Raw genomic sequence first — 18174 nt, 5'->3', positions numbered from 1 at the left:
GGGCACATGGGAGCCGACGCACGGCGGCAGAGCGAAGAGGGCCGGACCGCGGCGGCGGCCCTGCTGCACGGCGGGCGCTTCGGGATCGGCGGCGTCGCCCGGCCCGTCCTGCCGGCCTCCTGGATCGCCCTCGACGCGGAGATCCGGCGCAGCCACTCCCCCTGGTTCCCGGGTCCGCGCGGCGCAGCCCGGATCGAGGTGCGCCTGTGCCACCCCGACGGCCGGGTCCGCGAGGCCGCGCTCCAGGATCCGAAGCCGCCGCTGCCCCTCGTCGCGATCCGGTGCGCCGACTGGGCACCCGCGGTGCGCGAGCGCGCCCGGCGGGTGCTCGCCGGGGCACTGGCCACGCGCCCCGCGGACACCCTGATCGGCCTGACGCCCCTCGTGCTGCGGCTCGGCGGGCGAGAGCAGGGCGCCTGGGCGCTGGAGCTGTTCGAGACCGCCCTGCGCGCGCCGGAACCGGTGCTCGCCCCCTACTGGCGTCCGGCGCGCCCCGCGCGGTGGGGCCGGGCGGCGAAGCCCGCGCGCACGATGACCGGCGAGGAGCCCGACACGGTGCTCGGCTGGCTGCGGCGCAGCGGGGACCTGCCGACCCGGCGCTTCGCCACGCGCATCACGCTCGGCGCCGGGCTGTTCGGCGTACGGGAGCTGGCCCGGCGGGCCGGCCGGGAGCAGGATCCCGCGACGGCCCGGCTATGGGCGGACGCGGCGCTGGCCGCGCTGGCCGCCGACGGGCCCGACGACGAGGCGATCGACTCCCTGCTGCGCGGGCACATGCCGATGGTCCGGGCCGGCGGAGTCACCGCACTGCGCCGCGCCGGACGCTGCGCCGAGGCGGCCGACCACCTGGCCGACCCCTCCGGGCTGGTACGGGCCTGCGCACGCTGGCTGGTCAAGCAGGACGGCAGCGACCCGTACGCCCTCTGCCGAGCCCTGGTCGAGGACCCGGCCCGGTTGACCGGGCACGCCGTCACCGGCTTCGCCGAATGCGCACGGCGGGCGGACGCGCCGCTGCTGCGCGCCCTGCTGGTCCACCCCGCGGGGGCGGTGCGGGCCGCGGCGGTCGCCGGACTGCGCACCCTGGACACCACCGACGTGGACCTGCTGCGACCGCTGCTCGACGACCCGTCGGCCGCGGTCGCCCGCGAGGTGTCCGTGAGCCTGGCCCAGGGCGCCGCCCGGCTGCCCGCCGACTGGCTGCTGGAGCGGATCGCGCCAGGCCGCCCCGCGCACACCCGCCGGGCCGCCTACCGGGTGCTGCACGCCCGCGCCGGCGTCGTCGGGCTGCGGGCCTCCGTGGAGCTGCTGGCGGACGCCGATCCGGGGCTGCGCCGACTGGCCGCGCAGCGCGTGCAGAGCCTGTGGTCCCCGTACGGGCCGCCCGCGCTGCCGCTGCGCGATCCGCAAGTGGCCGCCCTGCTGGACCGCTGCACCGACCTGTTCAGCGATCACGTCATGGGCCGGATGCGCTCACAGCTCGGTATTCCCCGCGCGGTGTCCGGCCGCACCGGACGCTGATCCGTAGGGGAAAGCTCTACGAACGCATAGACGGCCGGCTCCGCGCTTTCATCGAGGAGCAGCCGGTCTTCTTCACGGCCACCGCCCCGCTCGCCGGGGACGGCCACGTCAACCTGTCCCCCAAGGGCCGGGCGGGCACCCTCGTCGTCATCGACGAGCAGACCCGGGCCTACCTGGACTTCGGCGGCAGCGGCGCCGAGACCATCGCCCACGTCCGCGAGAACGGCCGGATCACGCTGATGTGGTGCGCGTTCAGCGGCCCTCCCAACATCGTGCGCATCCACGGCGAGGGCCAGGCCGTCTTCCGCGACGACCCGCGCTGGGCTGAGCTGATCGGGCTGTTCGGGACGGCCGACGGACCCTCCGCGCGGGCGATCATCCTCGTGCACGCCCGCCGGATCGCCGACGTGTGCGGGTACGCCCGTCCCTTTCATGGAGTACCAGGGCGAGCGCACCCTCCACGCCGAATACTTCGGCCGCAAGAGCGACGAGGAGTTCGGCGCGTACTGCGAGAAGAAGGAGTTCATCGGATCGAGCCTCGACGGCCTGCCTGCGCTGCCGCTGCCTCTTGCGCCCCGTACCGTCTGACATGTGCTGCGTACCGCTCTCGTCACCGCCTCACTGATCGTCACCAGCCTGCTCGCGCAGGGCCCGTACGGGCCCGGTCCGTTGCCGGCGCGGCTCGCCGACACCGGCGGCGGCAGCCAGCTCATCACGGCCGTCGCGCCCGCTCCCGGAGCCACGACTGGGTGGCTGACCTGGTGGGACCGCAGGGCGGGGCGCTGGTACGAGGCCGGCAGCGCCGAGGCCCGCTTCGGTGCGAAGGGCCTGACCGAGGGCGCGAGCCGCACCCAGGGCACCCACACGACGCCGACGGGCCTGTACGAGCTCCCGTACGCCTTCGGGATCCGCCGCGCACCGGCCGGGACGGAGTTCCGCTACCGCCGGGTGACCCCCGATTCCTGGTGGTGCCAGGACAACGCCTCACCCGCGTACAACCGGTGGACCGAGCCGCTCCCCGCGCACTGCGCGCCCGGCGAGGCGGAGCACCTGGCCGCCTACGGGGAGCAGTACGCGCACGCCATGGTCATCGGCTTCAACTACGACCGGCCGGTGCGCGGCCGGGGCGCGGGCATCTTCCTGCACGTCAACGGCAAGGGGGCGACGGCCGGTTGCGTATCCGTGCCGGAGCGGGCGATGCGCGCGATCCTGCGCTGGGCGAACCCGCGCAGGCACCCGCACATCGTGGTCGGCACCGAGTCCGGGACCCTGGCCGTGACCCGCTACTGAGGGCCGTCCCGCCTGCTGAGGGCCGTCCCGCGATTCCCGGCGACCGCGCTCCGCGGGTCGCGGGACGGACTGCCCTTCGGCTCGTCAGCTTTCCTTCTGCGCCAGCCGCAGCAGGTGGTCCGCCAGGGCCTGGCCGCCCGAGGGGTCCCGGCTGATCAGCATCAACGTGTCGTCCCCCGCGATCGTGCCGAGGATCGACCGGAGTTCCGCCTGGTCGATCGCCGAGGCGAGGAACTGGGCCGCACCCGGCGGGGTGCGCAGGACCACGAGGTTCGCGGAGGCCTCCGCCGAGATCAGTAGCTCCCCCGAAAGGCGCCGCATGCGCTCCTCCTTCGCCGACTCGCCGAGCGGGGCCTGCGGGGTGCGGAAGCCGCCCTCACTGGGGACCGCGTAGATCAGCTCGCCGCCGGTGTTGCGGATCTTCACCGCGCCCAGCTCGTCGAGGTCGCGCGAGAGCGTCGCCTGGGTGACGCTCAGCCCGTCGTCGGCGAGCAGTTTGGCCAGCTGGCTCTGCGAGCGGACCGGCTGCCGGTTGAGGATGTCCACGATCCGGCGGTGGCGGGCGGTGCGGGTCTGCGGGACGGACTGGCTGCCGTTCTGCTCGTGTTCCTGCGCCTGACTCATCGTCGTCTCATTCCCCGGTTCGTCCGTCCCCATCGGCCTCATCGGCCCCATCGGCCGTGTGCGCCGCGGCCTGGGCCGCGTCGAGGACGCCGGGCAGCGCCCGGACGAACGCGTCCGCCTCGGCCTCGGTCAGTACGAACGGCGGCATGAGCCGGACGACGTCGGGGGCGGGCGCGTTGACCAGGAAGCCGGCGTCCTGGGCCGCCTTCTGCACCAGCGGTGCGAGCGGCCCGGTCAGCACGATACCCAGCAAAAGGCCCGCGCCACGGACATGGGAGACCAACGGGTGGCCCTTCCCGCCGCACAGACCCTCGATTCCGGAGCGCAGCCGTTCCCCCCGCGCCTTGACCCGGTCCAGCAGCCCGTCCGCGGCGATGGTGTCGATCACGGCGAGGCCGGCGGCGCAGGCGACCGGGTTGCCGCCGAAGGTGGTGCCGTGCTGGCCGGGCCGCAGGAGGTCGGCGGCCGGGCCGAAAGCGGCCACCGCGCCGATCGGCAGTCCGCCGCCGAGACCCTTCGCGAGCGTGACGAGGTCGGGCTCGACGCCCTCGTGCGCCTGGTGCTCGAACCACTGGCCGCAGCGCCCGATGCCGGTCTGCACCTCGTCGAGGACGAGCAGGGTCCCGGTCGCCCGGGTGATCTCGCGGGCCGCCCTCAGGTAGCCGGCCGGCGGTACGACCACGCCGTTCTCGCCCTGGATCGGTTCGATGACCACCAGCGCCGTCTCCTCGGTGACGGCGGCCCCCAGGGCCTCCACGTCGCCGTACGGGACGTGGGTGACGTCGCCCGGCAGGGGCAGGAAGGGCGTCTGCTTCGCCGGCTGGCCGGTGAGCGCCAGCGCGCCCATCGTCCGGCCGTGGAAGCCACCGTCGGTGGCGACCATGTGGGTGCGCCCGGTGAGCCGGCCGATCTTGAAGGCAGCTTCGGCCGCCTCGGCGCCGGAGTTGCAGAAGAAAACACGGCCGGGGCGGCCGAAGAGCTGGAGCAGCCGCTCGCCGAGGGCGAGCACCGGTTCGGAGGCGTACAGGTTGGAGACGTGCCCGAGGGTGGAGATCTGCCCGGTCACCGCCGCGACGACCGCCGGGTGGGCGTGCCCGAGGGCGTTGACGGCGATGCCGCCGACGAAGTCGGTGTACTGCTTGCCGTCCGCGTCCCAGACCTGCGCTCCCTGGCCACGTACCAGGGCCAGCGCCGGCGTGCCGTAGTTGTCGGTCAGCGCGCCCTGCCAGCGGGCCGCGTACTCCTGGTTTCCGGTCGCGCCGGACGTGCCGGTCATTCGGGTTCCCCTCCCTGTGCGTCGGGCACGACCATGGTGCCGATGCCCTCGTCCGTGAAGATCTCCAGCAGGATCGAGTGCGGGACCCGCCCGTCGATCACGCGGGCGGTGCTGACACCGCCGCGGACGGCGTGCAGGCAGCCCTCCATCTTGGGCACCATGCCGCTGGACAGTTCGGGCAGCAGCTTCTCCAGCTGGCTCACCGTCAGCCGGCTGATGACCTCGTCGCTGTCGGGCCAATCCGCGTACAGGCCCTCGACGTCGGTGAGCACCATCAGCGTCTCGGCGCCGAGCGCCGCGGCGAGCGCGGCGGCCGCCGTGTCGGCGTTGACGTTGTACACGTGGTGGTCGTCGGCGCTGCGCGCGATGGAGGAGATGACCGGGATCCTGCCGTCGGCCAGCAGGGCCTCGATCGCCCCGGTGTCGATGGCGGTGATCTCGCCGACCCGTCCGATGTCGACGCGTTCGCCGTCGATCTGCGGGCTGTGCTTGGTGGCGGTGATGGTGTGGGCGTCCTCGCCGGTCATGCCGACGGCGAGCGGCCCGTGCTGGTTGAGCAGCCCGACCAGTTCGCGCTGGACCTGTCCCGCCAGCACCATCCGTACGACGTCCATGGCCTCCGGGGTGGTGACGCGCAGGCCCGCCTTGAACTCGCTGACCAGGCCCTGCTTGTCGAGCTGGGCGTTGATCTGGGGACCGCCGCCGTGCACCACGACGGGCTTGAGCCCGGCCTGGCGCAGGAAGACGACGTCCTGGGCGAAGGCCGCCTTGAGGTCCTCGTCGATCATGGCGTTGCCGCCGAACTTGATGACGACGACCTTGCCGTTGTGCCGGGTGAGCCAGGGCAGCGCCTCGATGAGGATCTGCGCCTTGGGCAGCGCGGTGTGCTTGCGCGCGGTTCCGGTGCCGGGCTGTCCGGCCTTGTCGGCGCTCATGAGCTGTACGCGCTGTTCTCGTGGACGTACTCGGCGGTCAGGTCGTTGGACCAGATCACCGCGGACTCGGAACCGGTGGCGAGGTCGGCGGTGATGCGGACCTCGCGGTCCTTCATCGAGACCAGGTCGCGGTCCTGGCCGACGCTGCCGTTCTTGCAGACCCAGATGCCGTTGATGGCGACGCTGAGCCGGTCCGGGTCGAAGGAGGCCTTGGTGGTGCCGATCGCGGAGAGCACCCGGCCCCAGTTGGGGTCCTCGCCGTGGATGGCGCACTTGAGGAGGTTGTTGCGGGCGATGGACCGGCCGACCTCGACCGCGTCGTCCTCGTTCGCCGCGCCGACGACCTCGATGCGGATGTCCTTGCTCGCGCCCTCTGCGTCGCCGATCAGCTGGCGGGCGAGGTCGTCGCACACGGCCCGTACGGCCTCGGCGAACTCCCCGTACGCGGGCACCTGGCCGGACGCGCCGGAGGCGAGCAGCAGCACGGTGTCGTTGGTGGACATGCAGCCGTCGGAGTCGATCCGGTCGAAGGTGGTGCGGGTGGCGGCGCGCAGCGCCTTGTCCAGGGTGGCGCTGTCCAGGTCGGCGTCGGTGGTGAGGACGACGAGCATGGTGGCGAGGCCCGGGGCGAGCATGCCCGCGCCCTTGGCCATGCCGCCGACCGTCCAGCCCTGTCCCGTGACGACGGCCGTCTTGTGGACGGTGTCGGTGGTCTTGATGGCGATGGCGGCGGCCTCGCCGCCGTCGGCGGACAGCGCCTCGGCGGCCTTCTCGACGCCGGGCAGCAGCTTGTCCATGGGGAGCAGGACGCCGATCAGCCCGGTGGAGGCCACCGCGATCTCGCCGGCGTTGTGTTCCGCGCCGAGGCCGAGCCCGTTCAGCGTGGCCGCCACCTTCTCGGCGGTGGCGTGGGTGTCCTGGAAGCCCTTGGGGCCGGTGCAGGCGTTCGCACCGCCCGAGTTGAGGACCACGGCGCTGACGGCGCCGCCGCGCAGGACCTGCTCGGACCAGTGCACGGGTGCGGCCTTGACGCGGTTGGAGGTGAAGACGCCCGCGGCGGCCAGACGCGGCCCGTTGTTGACCACGAGGGCCAGGTCCGGGTTTCCGTTCGCCTTGATCCCGGCGGCGATGCCCGCCGCCGTGAATCCCTGTGCTGCCGTGACGCTCACTGCATCTCCTTCTTCGTGGTGGCTGCTTCGTGGCCTGCGGTGTTCACGGAGCGACTCCGATCGCCGAGAGCCCGAGCTGCTCGGGCAGCCCGAGGGCGATGTTCATGCTCTGCACCGCGCCGCCGGCGGTGCCCTTGGTGAGGTTGTCGATGGCGCTGATCGCGACGATCCGCTGCGCGGAGCCGTCGTGGGCGACTTGGATCTGCGCGGCGTTGGATCCGTAGACCGACTGGGTGGCCGGCCACTGCCCCTCGGGGAGGAGGTGGACGAACGGCTCGTCGGCGTACGCCTTCTCGTACGCGGCGCGCACCGCGTCGGCGGTGGTGCCGGGCAGGGCCTTCGTCGAGCAGGTGGCGAGGATCCCGCGGGCCATCGGCACCAGGGTCGGGGTGAAGGAGACGGAGACCCGGCGTCCCGCGAGCGGGCTCAGGTTCTGCACCATCTCGGGCGTGTGCCGGTGGCCGCCGCCCACCCCGTAGGGGCTCGCGGAGCCCATGACCTCGGAGCCCAGCAGGTGCGGCTTGAGCGCCTTGCCCGCGCCGGAGGTGCCGGTGGCGGCGACGATCACGGCTTCGGGCTCGGCGAGGCCGGCCGCGTACGCCGGGAAGAGCGCGAGGGAGACGGCGGTGGGGAAGCAGCCGGGGACGGCGATGCGCTTGGTCCCCTCCAGGGCGGCGCGGGCACCGGGGAGTTCGGGGAGCCCGTAGGGCCAGGTGCCGGCGTGCGGCGCCCCGTAGAAGGCGTCCCAGTCGGCGGCGTCCTTGAGCCGGTGGTCGGCGCCCATGTCGACGACGAGCACGTCCTCGCCGAGCTGCGCGGCGACGGCGGCGGACTGCCCGTGCGGCAGCGCGAGGAAGACGACGTCGTGCCCGGCGAGCACCTCGGGGGTGGTCGCCTCCAGCGTCCGCCCGGCGAGGGGCACGAGGTGCGGCTGCAGCGCGCCGAGCGGCTGGCCGGCGTTGGCGTTCCCGGTCAGGGCGCCGATCTCCACCTCGGGGTGCGAGAGCAGCAGGCGCAGCACTTCTCCGCCCGCGTACCCACTCGCCCCGGCCACCGCTACACGTACCACCATCGGACCTCCTCCTCGATGGCATGACTATACGGTTGCCCGCACTTTTATGCAAAGCCTTCCGTCGCCCGGCTACCCCTTCCGGGCACGGAAGGCGGCGGCCTTCATGCGGTTCTGGCAGGCGGTGGAGCAGAACTGGCGGGCCGCGTTGCGGGAGGTGTCGACGTACACGCGGTCGCAGCGGTCGGCGCGGCAGACGCCGAGGCGGCCGGCGAGGCCACCGCCCACCACCAGGGCCAGCGCGGTCGCGCAACCGGCGCTGCATCCCGCCACGAACGAGTCGTTCGCGCCGTGGAAGTGCACCTGCCACGCCTCGCCCGCGGCCCGGTCCAGCCGGGGCCGGGCCGAGGTGTCGCGCAGCAGGGCGTTCACGGCCCGGGCGGCCACGTCGAGCTCCCCGTCCTGCACGGACTGGAAGACCTCGCGCATGCGCGCCGCCGTCTCGACCATGTACCGCGCCTGCTCGGGGCCGATGTCGCGCGGCAGAGAGGCGGCGTGGCGCGATACGGCGGCGTCGATCGCCTCGGGCAGCCGCGTCCCGCGGGGCGCGGCGTAGGGGCGGCCGCGCGCTTCTCCGTCGGTCAGCGTGTTCACGAGCGACACGGCCTGGTCCAGCAGTACCGCCACGTGACTGTCGAACAACACTTGACCAGTCACTCCTTCCGTGGTTAGCGTCTATGTGACTGACATTAGTCGATTCGACAGTTACGTGAGGGGTGGGGACATGCCGCGGACCGTATGGCTGCTGGTGGCTGCGCGGGCGATCAACCGGCTCGGCGCCTTCTCCCTGCCCTTCCTGACCGTCCTGATCAGCACGGACTTCGGCGCGAGCGCCACCACCGCCGGACTGCTGTCCGCCGCCTTCGGCCTCGCGACGATCCCGTCCCGGCTGGCCGGCGGCCGCCTGGCGGCCCGCCTCGGGCGGCGCCGCACGATCGTGCTCGGCCTCACGGGATGCGCCCTCGCGCAGCTGGGGATCGCGGCCGCCGGCTCCCTGGCCGCGGTGGCGGCCTTCGCGATCCTGCTCGGCCTGGCCTTCGAGCTGTACGAACCGCCGAGCCAGGGCATGATCGCCGACGCAGTCGGGCCCGCCGAGCGGGTGCGGGCGTACGGCCTGCTGAACGCCGCGCTCGCCGCGGGCGGCACCGGCGCCGGACTGATCGCGGCGGCCCTCGGCCGGTGGGACCTGCGCTGGCTGTTCGTCGCGGACGCCCTCACCTGCCTGGCCTGCGCGCTGGTCCTGCGCACCGCGCTGCCCGCCGACCGCCCCCGCCGCGCGTCCGCCCCCACCGGCCGGGGCGGGGAGCCGGAGCCCGTCCAGGTCCAGCCGTGGCGGGACCGGGCGCTGTGGGCCATGTGCGCGGCCGGCACCGTCTTCGCGCTGGTCTCCATGCAGATCGTGGTCGCGCTGCCGCTCGCCCTGGAGCGCATCGGCTTCGCCCCGGCCGACGCGGGGCTGCTGTTCACCGCCTCGGCCGTGACCGTCGTCGCCGCCCAGCCCGCGCTGCGCCTGCCGCGCCTGGCCGGGCTGCCCGCCCATGCGGCCCTCGCCCTCGGCTACGCGCTGATGGCGGCCGGACTTGCCGGCTACGCGGTGGCGCACACCCTGCCCTCGCTCCTGGCGGCCACCGCCGTGTGGAGCCTGGGCGACGTACTCGTCCTGGCCCGGGCGTTCGGCGTCGTGGCAGACCTGGCGCCGCCGGGCGGAACGGACCGCTACCTCGCGGTGTACGGGATCAGTTGGGGCATCGCCACGACCGCCGCCCCGGTCACCGCCACCCAGCTCCTCGCCCACGTCGGCGTCGCCGCCCTGTGGGCCGCCGCCGCAGGCCTGTGCCTGGCGCTGGCGGCCGCCCAACTCCTCGTGGTCGGCCCGCTCGTCAGCCGCCGCACGTCGCCGCACCGCACCGCGGCGGCGAAGGCCGCCGCAGGGGCCCCCTCCGGCCCCCGGGGGTGACCGCGGGGGCGCCGAGATGCAGCGCACCCCGTTCGGACGCACACTGGGCATGGCCCCGCCGCAGTGGCCGGCCCAGCCGGGCGGAGTTCCTTAAGGGTTCCCATGGGGAGGCTCTCGTGCTCTTCGCAGCCCTGTGCGTACCGGTTCTGATGATGCTCTTCCTGATCGGAATGGGCGCGTTCGAAGACCTCCTCTCCGAGCCGGCCCCCGAACCCGTCGAGGTGACCGCCGAGCAGGCCCCCGAACTCTGAGGCGCGCTACCCGAGCGGGTGGCGTACCCATACGTTCGGTTCGACGTACACCGCGTGACCGTGCCGCGGTTCGCAGTGGACCGGCACCAGCGCTCGGGGTACCCGCACCGGTCCCGGTGCGTCGAACGGCAGGCCCGTCCACTCCCGCCACTGGGCCAGCGAGCCGCTGATCGTCATGGACAGCGGGGCCACGGAGTCGATGACGGCGCCCGCCCGCGCATGGACCCGTAGCCACGGGTCGCAGGGCAGCCCGTCCTCGCGGGTGCGGTACGCGTACTCCTCCATCGGGGTGTCCGGCTCGGCCGGCTTCCCGTTGGGCCGTACGGGTGCCACCACCTCCGCGAAACCGTGCGCGCGGGCGTTGTCCCGCATCGCGGCGAGCATCAGGTGGGAGAGGCCCCGGCCCTGGCGGGCGGGGGCGACCGTGATCTCGATGGCGCTGACCGTGTCGGGCCGGTTCCCGCTCCGCCGGTCCGCGAAGGCCCACATGAGCACCTGGTCCCAGCCCCGCGCGGGCAGCGTCCCCCGCCCGTCGGCGTGCAGGGCGAAGGGCACGCTGAACGCCCGGGCGACGACCTCGTCGCCGTCCGTGGCGATGAACACGTACTCGTTCAGCTCGGCCACCATCCACGGGTACAGCAGCGAGGAGACGGGGTCGTGGAGGGCGAACTCCGGCCAGGGGTTCGCCATGTCCCAGAGTCGTCCGGTCAGTTCGGGCCGCTGGGCAAGAGTGGTGATCAGGATCCCGGTCATGCCCGGAGGCTAGGTGCGCGGCCGGGGCTCCTCAAGCGTTTTACTCCCCGCTGCCGTTCGGGGCCGCCGTCCCCAGGCCGTCGCGCAGCCGCCGCACCGCTTCCGTCAGCTCCGCCGCGGCCGCGACCCCGGCGAAGCTGAGGCGGACGTACGGGCCCGGCGGCTCGGCGCAGAAGTAGGGCCGGCCCGGGGCGACCGCCACACCGGCCCGCAGCGCGGTCGCCGCGAACGCGGCGTCGTCGGCGCCCTCGCCCGGCCGGACCCACAACTGATAGCCGCCGCGCGGCAGGTGGGGCACCTCCAGGGCGGGCAGCTCCCGGCGCAGCGCGCCCGCGAGCACCTCCCGGCGGTGGCGCAGCTCGGCGGCGACGGCGCGCAGGTGGCGCGGCCAGGCGGGCGCGCCGACCAGTTCGAGGGCGGCTTCCTGGAGCGGCCGGGGCACGAAGAAGCTGTCCACGACCTGGATGGCCCGCAGCCGGTCCAGCACCGGGCCGCGGGCGGCCAGCGCCCCCACCCGCATGCTGGGCGAGGTGACCTTGGTCAGGGACCGTACGTGGACCACCACCCCGTCCTCGTCCTCGGCGGCGAGCGTCGGGGGCAGCGCTCCGGCGTCCTCGTGGGCCAGCGCACGGGCGTAGTCGTCCTCGACCACGAAGGCGCCCGCGGCCCGCGCGATCCGGAGCACCTCGCCGCGCCGGGCCTCGGTCAGCACCGCGCCGGTCGGGTTCTGGAACAGCGGCTGGCATACGAAGACCCGCGCGCCCGTCGCTTCGAAGGCGGCGGCGAGCAGCTCCGGCCGGACCCCCTCGGAGTCGACGGGGACCGGCACGGGCCGGCACCCCGAGGCGCGGGCGATCGCCAGCAGACCCGGGTACGTCGGCGATTCCACCAGGATCGGGGCCCCGGGCGGCGCCAGGGCCCGCAGCGCGGTGGTCAGCGCGCTCTGCCCGCCCGCGGTGATCAGGACGTCGGCCGCGGTGAGGGCGCGGGCCGCGCCGCCGATCTCCCGGGCGAACCAGTCGCGCAGCTCGGGCAGCCCCTCCACGGGCGTCCGCCCCCACGCGCCGGGCCTGCGCCCCGCCCGGGCCAGGGCCGCCGCCATGGCCCGCTCCGGCTGGAGCGAGGGGTGCAGGTAGCCGCTGTGCAGCTCGATCACCCCGGGCGGCGGCGCCGCCAGGGTCACCAGCACCCCCGAGGCGTCGACGGAGCGCGGCACGACGTCCCCGGCGCCCTCGGCGGTCAGGGTGACCTCCTGCCACGAGGTGTCCCCGGGTGCGGGGGCCGACGTACGGGGCGGCGCGCGGAAGACCCCGGCGCCGGGCCGGGTGACCACCAGCCCCTCGGCGGCAAGCTGGGCGAGGGCCCGGGAGACGGTGACGGGGCTGACCCGGTAGCGCTCCACCAAGGCACGGCTCGACGGCAGCTTTCCGCCTACCGAGTAGCGGTTCAGCTCGGCTCGCAGGGATTCTGCCAGGGCCGCCACACTGCTACGCTCGTACATGACAGCACAGAATAGCGCTACTCTCGCCTCTCCGATAGCGGTCCGGGGCTCGGTGAGGGGCGGAACCGCACTGGCGGCGCTCGGCGTCACCACCTTCTCCCTGACCTTCCCCGGCACCGCCTGGGGTCTGGAGAGCTTCGGCCCCTGGTCCCTGGTCGCCCTGCGCGGCGTCCTCGCGGCGCTGGTGGCGGGCGGCTTCCTGCTCGTCCTGCGCGTGCCGCTGCCCGCCCGGGAGCACTGGGGCGGGCTGCTGGTGGTCGCGGGCGGGGTCGTCGTCGGCTTCCCGCTGCTGACCACCCTCGCGCTCCAGACCTCCACCACCTCGCACGCCGCCGTGGTGGTCGGGCTGCTGCCGCTGACCACGGCGGTGGTGTCCTCGCTGCGCACGGGCGCCCGGCCGTCGGGCCGCTTCTGGGCCGCGGCCGTCACCGGGGCGGTCATCGTCCTCGCCTTCACCCTCGGGCAGAGCGGCGGCTCCCTCTCCGCCGGTGACCTGTACCTGTTCGGCGCACTGCTGGTGTGCGCGGCCGGTTACACGGAGGGCGGCCGGCTGGCGCGGGTGCTGCCCGGCTGGCAGGTGATCGGCTGGGCGCTGGTGCTGTGCCTGCCCGTCGGGCTGGCGGGTTCGGCGGTCGGGCTCGCATGCGAGCCGGTGCACCTGAACTGGCACGGGCTCGCCGGGCTCGTCTGGGTGGCGTTGGGGTCGTCCTTCTTCGGCCTGTACGTCTGGTACCGGGGCATGGCGGAGATCGGCGCCGTCCGGGCCAGCCAGCTCCAGCTCGCCCAGCCGCTGCTGACCCTGGTCTGGTCGGTGGCGCTGCTGGGCGAGCGGCTGTCTCCGGCCGCGCCGGCCGCCGCCTGCGCGGTCCTGGTCTGCATCGCGGTGACCCAACGGGTCAAATAGCCGCCTATCGGCCTAAACTGCTAGCACGGATCGGACCGCCACCGAGGAGGTCAGCTATGCGCGCGACCGAGGGCGACCAGCTGGTGCAGCACGGCAGGATCGTGGGCCAGCACGACAAGGTCGGAGAGATCACGCAGGTCCTGGGAGAGAACGGCACCCCTCCCTACCGCGTCCGCTTCCAGGACGGGCACGAGGCCGTGATGTCCCCGGGCCCCGACTGCGTGGTCAAGCACCCGACCGAATCACCCCAGTGACCTGTCCTCCCCTCCTTCCCCAGTTTCTTGAGCCCGTCCTGAGCCGGTCTGCTGAGCCGGTCTCCTGAGCCCCTTCCGAGCCCTGCCCGCAGCCGGGTTCAGCGCGGTGGCACCGGCGTCGGATAGTGATCGGCGACCACCCGGGCCATCGCCCCATTGGGGTCCGCGACCACCTGCTTCGCAGAGAAGTAGACGTGGCCGCGGACCTCGGGGCAGCCCTTGGCAAAGCTCACGTGCCGCGACAGCTCCGCCGGATCCCGCCACGCCTCGGTCGGGCTGTCGGCGTCGCAGCGGTACAGCGCCTCCCCGATGTACAGGTCCACGCCCGTCCCGGCGACCGTACGGGCCCACCAGGGCACGATCTCGGCGTAGTCGGCGGTCGGGTGCCCGAGCTGCCAGTAGGCCTGCGGCACGATGTAGTCGAGCCAGCCCTCCTTGACCCACTTACGGGTGTCCGCGTAGAGGTCGTCGTACGTGCCCACGCCCGCGCGGGTGCGTGAACCGAGTGGGTCCACGTCGTCGTTGCGCCAGACGGCGAACGGGCTCACCCCGAACCGGGCCGCCGGGCGGATCCGGCGCAGCCGCTCGGACATCTCCCGCACCAGGGTGTCCGTGTTGTCGCGGCGCCAGTCCCCACGGGATTCGAAGGAGCCGCCGTACTCCTCGAACGCGGCGTCGTCGTCGAACTCCTCGCCCTCGGCGGGGTACGGGTAGAAGTAGTCGTCCCAGTGCACCCCGTCCACCGGGTAGCGCGCGACGGCGTCGGCCATGGCGTCCTGCACGAACCGCCGCACCTCGGGGATCCCGGGGTTGTAGTAGAGCTTCCCGCCGTACGGGACCACCCATTCGGGGTTGCGGCGGGCCGGGTGGGTCTCGACGAGCCGGTCGGGGTCGGCGTGGTTGGCCACGCGGTACGGGTTGAACCAGGCGTGCAGCTCCAGGCCCCGCTCGTGCGCGGCGGCGACCGCCGTACCCAGCGGGTCCCAGCCCGGGTCGCGGCCCTGGGTGCCGGTCAGCCACTGCGACCATGGCTCCAGCGGGGAGGGCCACATGGCGTCCGCCGCGGGCCGGACCTGGAGGATCACGGCGTTGAGCCGGCGCTCCACGGCGGTGTCCAGCAGGGACAGCAGCTCCGCTCGCTGCCGGACGGCGGTCAGTCCCGGCTTCGAGGGCCAGTCGACGTTCTCCACGGAGGCGATCCACATGGCCCGGAACTCCGCCGGACCGGCCCCGCGCCGCCCGCCCGCTCCCCCCCGAACAGCCCGTGCGGGGCCCGCCGCCGCCCCCGCGGCCAGCAGGCCGGCGGCCCCCGCCAGTAGCCTGCGTCGTCCGATGTGCGCCATGTGACGGCTCCGTTCCGCTCTGTGACATCGCTCGCGTCCGCCCAGCATGCCCGCCCCGGGCCGCCACCCGGTGGAAGGTCGGGGGTAACGTCGTGGGGCGTGGCGGGCGCCGGGCAGCAGTTACCACTGCCGAGCACGGGGGACCCGCCGACGGATGAGCAGCGAAAGGCACGAAGTGACTGACCTCCCTTCCGACATCGTTCGAGTCGGCGTAGTGGGCTGTGGCCAGATGGGCGCGGGTATCGCCGAGGTGTGCGCCCGCAGTGGCCTTGAGGTCAAGGTCGCCGAGACCACGGGCGAGGCCCTGGAGATCGGACGTACCCGGCTGTACAACTCTCTGACCAAGGCCGCCGAACGCGGCAAGATCAGCGAGGAGGAGCGGGACGCCACCCTGGCCCGCCTCACCTTCACCACCGACCTCGGCGAGTTCGCCGACCGTGACCTCGTCATCGAGGCCGTCGTGGAGAACGAGCAGGTCAAGACGGAGATCTTCCAGGTCCTGGATCAGGTCGTCACCCGACCGGACGCGATCTTGGCTTCCAACACCTCCTCGATCCCGCTGGTCAAGCTGGCCGTCTCGACCTCGCGGCCCGACCAGGTGATCGGCATCCACTTCTTCAACCCGGCCCCCGTGCAGCAGCTGGTCGAGCTGATCCCCGCGCTGACCACGGGCGAGGAGACCGTCAAGCGGGCCGAGGCCCTGGTGCGGGACGTGCTCGGCAAGCACGCGATCCGCGCCCAGGACCGGTCCGGCTTCGTCGTCAACGCGCTGCTCATCCCGTACCTGCTGTCGGCGATCCGGATGTTCGAGTCCGGCATCGCCAGCCGCGAGGACATCGACAACGGCATGGAGCTGGGCTGCGCCCACCCGATGGGCCCGCTGAAGCTGGCGGACCTGATCGGCCTGGACACCGTCGCCTCGGTCGCGGACAGCATGTACGCCGAGTTCAAGGAGCCGCTGTACGCCGCTCCCCCACTGCTCCAGCGGATGGTCGACGCCGGCCGCCTCGGCCGCAAGACGGGCGCGGGCTTCTACCCGTACGGCTGACCGCTCAGCCCAGGCGCAGGTGGCGCAGCAGGAGCAGGCCGGCCGCCATGTTGGCGGCCGGCACCTCGCCCCGGGCGATCATGTCGGGGATCTGTTTGAGCGGGACCCAGGCGCGGCGCGAGGATTCGAAGTCGTCCTCGGGGTGGCCGGTGTAGGTGGCCGCGTCGGCCCAGTAGAGGTGGTGGCGGGCGTCGGTCAGCCCGTTGGAGGGCTCGACCGTCATCAGGTGGTGCAGGGGACCGGGCCGCCAGCCCGATTCCTCCTCCATCTCGCGGGCGGCCGCGGCCGCGATGTCCTCGCCGTCCTCGACCACCCCGGCGGGCAGTTCCCAGCCCCAGCTGCCGGTGATGAAACGGTGGCGCCACAGCAGCAGCACCTCGTTGGCGTCGTTGACGGCCGTGGCCGCGGCGACGGGCCGCAGCCGGATCACGAAGTGGTCCAGGTGCCGCCCGTCGGGGAGTTCCACATCGGCGAGGTTCACATCGAACCAGCGGTTCTTGTACACGGTCTGCTCACTCAGGTTCGTCCACTGCACGGCTTTGCCACCTTCTCTTCGAACGGGTGGCACCATGGCAGCAGTCGGGGACGTCACAGGGGAACGCGCAGCGCCCCGTCGATGAGGCCCGCGGTCTCCTCGGCGCCCGCGCAGCCGCTGGTCAGCAGCTGTTCGCGGACCGCGCGCAGCCGGTCGCGCAGCCGCAGCGACTCCATCCCTTTGGCCCGCTCCGCCATTTCGGCCGCCGACGCCACCGCACGGTCCGCCTCCCCCTGGCGCAGCTGGATCTCGCACAGCATGGCGAGCCGGTGGACGCGGCCACGCTCGTGCGCCGGGGTCCCGGCGGCCGCCGCCGCCTGCTCGTGCGCGGCGTCGAGGTCGCCGAGACTGAGCAGCGCCTCGGCCACCTGTACGTTGACCAGGCCCGGCTGGACGTACCCGGTCTCGGCCGGCTCCGCGCCCGGGCGGATCCGCTCGGCGGCCGCCTCCGCGTGGCGGATGCAGGCCAGCGCGGCCGCGCCGTCTCCCAGCCGGGCGTAGGCCTTGGCCTGCATCGCGTACAGATCGGCGGTCAGGGCCGGGGTGGTGTGCCGTCCGGCGGAGCGCAGCGCGGCCTCGGCGAAGGCGACGGCCTGCCGGTGGTCGCGCAGGTGCAGCGACTGGTTGACGAGCAGCGCGATCACGTACGCCCCGAGGCCCCGGTCACCGCTGGCCTTCGCGAGCCGCAGCGCCTGGTGGAAGTAGCGCTGCGCGAGGCCGTGGGCGTCCGAGTCGTACGCGCAGATGCCCGCCACCGCCACCAGGGATCCGGTCGCCCGGTGCAACCGCCGCCCGAGGGCGTCGGGGTAACTCCCGCGCAGCATGGGCGCGGTCTCGCTGCCGAGGAAGCGCACGATGCGGGAGCGGGTGGCGAGGCCGCCCGAGCGGCGGTACATCAGCTCGTAGTGTGCGCGGGCGGCGCTGAGGATCTCGATGTGCTCGGGCCCGATGCGGTGGGGGCCCTCGCGGGACACGTCGCAGTCCTCCGGCGGGTTCTCCCACTCCCAGACCGGGATCACGGCGGGCGTTCCCGTGAGCGCCTCCACGGCCGCCGGCCGGGACCGGCCCTGCTCGTCGGCGCGCCACAGCGCGGCGGCCCGGTCGACGAAGCCGCTGAGCGGCGTCGGGTGGAGCGCGGGCTGCCCGGGCGGGCCGAGTCCGGCGTCGTCCACCGAGACGGGCCGCCGCAGCCGTCCGCCGAGCACCTCGCAGATCAGCTCGGGCACCTGGCCGCGCGGCCGCTGCCCCTTCAACCAGCGGGACACGGCGGTGTGTTCGTAGCGCAGCGCCAGTCCGCGGGACCGGCCGGCCTGGTTGACGTGCGCGGCGAGGCCGGCGTGGGACATTCCCGCCTCGGCGAGGAGGGCGTCGAGCAGGGCGTTGGGCTGCATGGGGCCCCTCCAAGGGCTTGTCCCGCCCAGGCTAGTGGGTGCGGGGTTCACACGGGGTGTGAACCGAGTACGCGCATAAATGCGATACGCACCCTGCCGCGGGGGTGCCCGGGGGCGCTTCACTTAAGGGCCTCGCCAAGAGGCCGCTCGGGTCGTCGGCTCCCCCTCGTACAGTGCGACGACCCGGCACCGCGCCGTCCGTCCTGTTGTCTGCCCGACACTCCACGGCAGGCGGGCGGCGCGCCGCGGTTCCCGCGGGTGCCCGGTTGGTCGCCGGGCCGCGCGGGACCGGGGCGACCGCGCACCGGGCCCTCCCACCGGGACCCGGTGCGCCGTCCCGCCCGGCGCCCCCCTCA

Annotated in this window: 18 protein-coding genes and 1 pseudogene; 8 read left to right on the top strand and 11 right to left on the bottom strand. The window is 73.9% G+C overall.

Features of this window, described 5'->3' with window-relative positions:
• Positions 1-6: 6 nt before the first annotated feature.
• The 3 genes and pseudogenes from ACIA6C_RS24695 (at position 7) to ACIA6C_RS24685 (ending at position 2808) form a co-directional block, all read left to right on the top strand.
• Positions 7-1518 carry a hypothetical protein gene (locus ACIA6C_RS24695; RefSeq protein ID WP_399278986.1) on the top strand — a complete coding sequence of 504 codons (1512 nt, stop codon included), beginning with the start codon at positions 7-9 and terminating at the stop codon, positions 1516-1518.
• Positions 1518-2106, top strand: a pseudogene (locus tag ACIA6C_RS24690) (pyridoxamine 5'-phosphate oxidase family protein). Before ACIA6C_RS24695 ends, ACIA6C_RS24690 begins: the two are co-directional and overlap by 1 nt.
• 6 nt (positions 2107-2112) lie before the next feature.
• Complete coding sequence (locus ACIA6C_RS24685) at positions 2113-2808, top strand: L,D-transpeptidase (protein WP_399279120.1); 696 nt, start codon at positions 2113-2115, stop codon at positions 2806-2808.
• A gap of 84 nt (positions 2809-2892) precedes the next feature.
• On the opposite strand, the gene ACIA6C_RS24680 is transcribed toward ACIA6C_RS24685, so the two are convergent.
• The 6 genes from ACIA6C_RS24680 to ACIA6C_RS24655 form a co-directional block, all read right to left on the bottom strand.
• A complete protein-coding gene (locus ACIA6C_RS24680) occupies positions 2893-3432 on the bottom strand; it encodes an arginine repressor (RefSeq protein WP_329193792.1) in 540 nt (179 codons plus the stop codon).
• 7 nt (positions 3433-3439) lie between these two features.
• The gene (locus ACIA6C_RS24675; RefSeq protein ID WP_399278984.1) at positions 3440-4708 is read right to left on the bottom strand and encodes an acetylornithine transaminase; all 1269 of its coding nucleotides are present in this window, start codon (positions 4706-4708) and stop codon (positions 3440-3442) included.
• Positions 4705-5643 carry an acetylglutamate kinase gene (gene argB, locus ACIA6C_RS24670; protein ID WP_361133484.1) on the bottom strand — a complete coding sequence of 313 codons (939 nt, stop codon included), beginning with the start codon at positions 5641-5643 and terminating at the stop codon, positions 4705-4707. Before argB ends, ACIA6C_RS24675 begins: the two co-directional genes overlap by 4 nt.
• Entirely contained in the window at positions 5640-6812 is a 1173-nt protein-coding gene (argJ, locus tag ACIA6C_RS24665; protein ID WP_399278982.1) for a bifunctional glutamate N-acetyltransferase/amino-acid acetyltransferase ArgJ, read from the bottom strand. Before argJ ends, argB begins: the two co-directional genes overlap by 4 nt.
• Positions 6813-6855: 43 nt before the next feature.
• A complete protein-coding gene (gene argC, locus ACIA6C_RS24660) occupies positions 6856-7884 on the bottom strand; it encodes an N-acetyl-gamma-glutamyl-phosphate reductase (RefSeq protein ID WP_399278980.1) in 1029 nt (342 codons plus the stop codon).
• A gap of 69 nt (positions 7885-7953) precedes the next feature.
• On the bottom strand, positions 7954-8526 hold the full coding sequence (locus tag ACIA6C_RS24655; RefSeq protein WP_399278978.1) for a CGNR zinc finger domain-containing protein: 573 nt from the start codon (positions 8524-8526) through the stop codon (positions 7954-7956).
• A 79-nt stretch (positions 8527-8605) separates the two neighbouring features.
• On the opposite strand from ACIA6C_RS24655, the gene ACIA6C_RS24650 reads away from it, so the two are divergent.
• A complete protein-coding gene (locus tag ACIA6C_RS24650) occupies positions 8606-9838 on the top strand; it encodes an MFS transporter (RefSeq protein WP_399278976.1) in 1233 nt (410 codons plus the stop codon).
• Between the two features lie 116 nt (positions 9839-9954).
• Complete coding sequence (locus ACIA6C_RS24645) at positions 9955-10089, top strand: hypothetical protein (protein ID WP_361133470.1); 135 nt, start codon at positions 9955-9957, stop codon at positions 10087-10089.
• 6 nt (positions 10090-10095) lie between these two features.
• On the opposite strand, the gene ACIA6C_RS24640 is transcribed toward ACIA6C_RS24645, so the two are convergent.
• Entirely contained in the window at positions 10096-10842 is a 747-nt protein-coding gene (locus tag ACIA6C_RS24640; RefSeq protein WP_399278974.1) for a GNAT family N-acetyltransferase, read from the bottom strand.
• Positions 10843-10882: 40 nt separating this feature from the next.
• Positions 10883-12343 (bottom strand): PLP-dependent aminotransferase family protein, encoded by a 1461-nt coding sequence (locus tag ACIA6C_RS24635; RefSeq protein ID WP_399278972.1) that lies wholly within the window; start codon positions 12341-12343, stop codon positions 10883-10885.
• Here ACIA6C_RS24635 and ACIA6C_RS24630 point away from each other — a divergent pair.
• Positions 12342-13247 carry a DMT family transporter gene (locus ACIA6C_RS24630; protein WP_399278970.1) on the top strand — a complete coding sequence of 302 codons (906 nt, stop codon included), beginning with the start codon at positions 12342-12344 and terminating at the stop codon, positions 13245-13247. The genes ACIA6C_RS24635 and ACIA6C_RS24630 overlap by 2 nt on opposite strands.
• A gap of 56 nt (positions 13248-13303) precedes the next feature.
• Positions 13304-13501, top strand: coding sequence for a DUF1918 domain-containing protein (locus ACIA6C_RS24625; RefSeq protein ID WP_190185235.1), 198 nt, complete (start codon positions 13304-13306; stop codon positions 13499-13501).
• Between the two features lie 98 nt (positions 13502-13599).
• Here the strand turns inward: ACIA6C_RS24625 and ACIA6C_RS24620 are convergent, their stop codons facing one another.
• Complete coding sequence (locus ACIA6C_RS24620) at positions 13600-14844, bottom strand: glycoside hydrolase family 10 protein (RefSeq protein WP_399278968.1); 1245 nt, start codon at positions 14842-14844, stop codon at positions 13600-13602.
• A gap of 154 nt (positions 14845-14998) precedes the next feature.
• On the opposite strand from ACIA6C_RS24620, the gene ACIA6C_RS24615 reads away from it, so the two are divergent.
• Positions 14999-15892, top strand: coding sequence for a 3-hydroxybutyryl-CoA dehydrogenase (locus ACIA6C_RS24615; RefSeq protein WP_329193815.1), 894 nt, complete (start codon positions 14999-15001; stop codon positions 15890-15892).
• Between the two features lie 4 nt (positions 15893-15896).
• On the opposite strand, the gene ACIA6C_RS24610 is transcribed toward ACIA6C_RS24615, so the two are convergent.
• Positions 15897-16427, bottom strand: coding sequence for an NUDIX hydrolase (locus ACIA6C_RS24610; RefSeq protein ID WP_399278966.1), 531 nt, complete (start codon positions 16425-16427; stop codon positions 15897-15899).
• A gap of 53 nt (positions 16428-16480) precedes the next feature.
• Positions 16481-17818, bottom strand: a complete 1338-nt coding sequence (locus ACIA6C_RS24605) for a transcriptional regulator (protein ID WP_399278964.1) — start codon at positions 17816-17818, stop codon at positions 16481-16483.
• Positions 17819-18174: the final 356 nt, after the last annotated feature.

The organism is Streptomyces sp. NPDC051578 (genome assembly GCF_044454045.1).
Taxonomy (GTDB): domain Bacteria; phylum Actinomycetota; class Actinomycetes; order Streptomycetales; family Streptomycetaceae; genus Streptomyces.
The sequence above is the reverse complement of the archived record's forward strand: the minus strand, read 5'-3'. Positions and strand labels throughout refer to the sequence as shown.

Excerpts from the sequence above, each read along its gene's own strand:
- ACIA6C_RS24605 (WP_399278964.1), bottom strand. The coding sequence starts at position 17,818 with ATGCAGCCCAACGCCCTGCTCGACGCCCTCCTCGCCGAGGCGGGAATG.
- ACIA6C_RS24650 (WP_399278976.1), top strand. The coding sequence starts at position 8,606 with ATGCCGCGGACCGTATGGCTGCTGGTGGCTGCGCGGGCGATCAACCGG.
- ACIA6C_RS24630 (WP_399278970.1), top strand. The coding sequence starts at position 12,342 with ATGACAGCACAGAATAGCGCTACTCTCGCCTCTCCGATAGCGGTCCGG.
- ACIA6C_RS24615 (WP_329193815.1), top strand. The coding sequence starts at position 14,999 with ATGAGCAGCGAAAGGCACGAAGTGACTGACCTCCCTTCCGACATCGTT.
- ACIA6C_RS24625 (WP_190185235.1), top strand. The coding sequence starts at position 13,304 with ATGCGCGCGACCGAGGGCGACCAGCTGGTGCAGCACGGCAGGATCGTG.
- ACIA6C_RS24695 (WP_399278986.1), top strand. The coding sequence starts at position 7 with ATGGGAGCCGACGCACGGCGGCAGAGCGAAGAGGGCCGGACCGCGGCG.
- argB (WP_361133484.1), bottom strand. The coding sequence starts at position 5,643 with ATGAGCGCCGACAAGGCCGGACAGCCCGGCACCGGAACCGCGCGCAAG.
- ACIA6C_RS24675 (WP_399278984.1), bottom strand. The coding sequence starts at position 4,708 with ATGACCGGCACGTCCGGCGCGACCGGAAACCAGGAGTACGCGGCCCGC.
- ACIA6C_RS24635 (WP_399278972.1), bottom strand. The coding sequence starts at position 12,343 with ATGTACGAGCGTAGCAGTGTGGCGGCCCTGGCAGAATCCCTGCGAGCC.
- ACIA6C_RS24640 (WP_399278974.1), bottom strand. The coding sequence starts at position 10,842 with ATGACCGGGATCCTGATCACCACTCTTGCCCAGCGGCCCGAACTGACC.
- ACIA6C_RS24680 (WP_329193792.1), bottom strand. The coding sequence starts at position 3,432 with ATGAGTCAGGCGCAGGAACACGAGCAGAACGGCAGCCAGTCCGTCCCG.
- ACIA6C_RS24620 (WP_399278968.1), bottom strand. The coding sequence starts at position 14,844 with ATGGCGCACATCGGACGACGCAGGCTACTGGCGGGGGCCGCCGGCCTG.
- argC (WP_399278980.1), bottom strand. The coding sequence starts at position 7,884 with ATGGTGGTACGTGTAGCGGTGGCCGGGGCGAGTGGGTACGCGGGCGGA.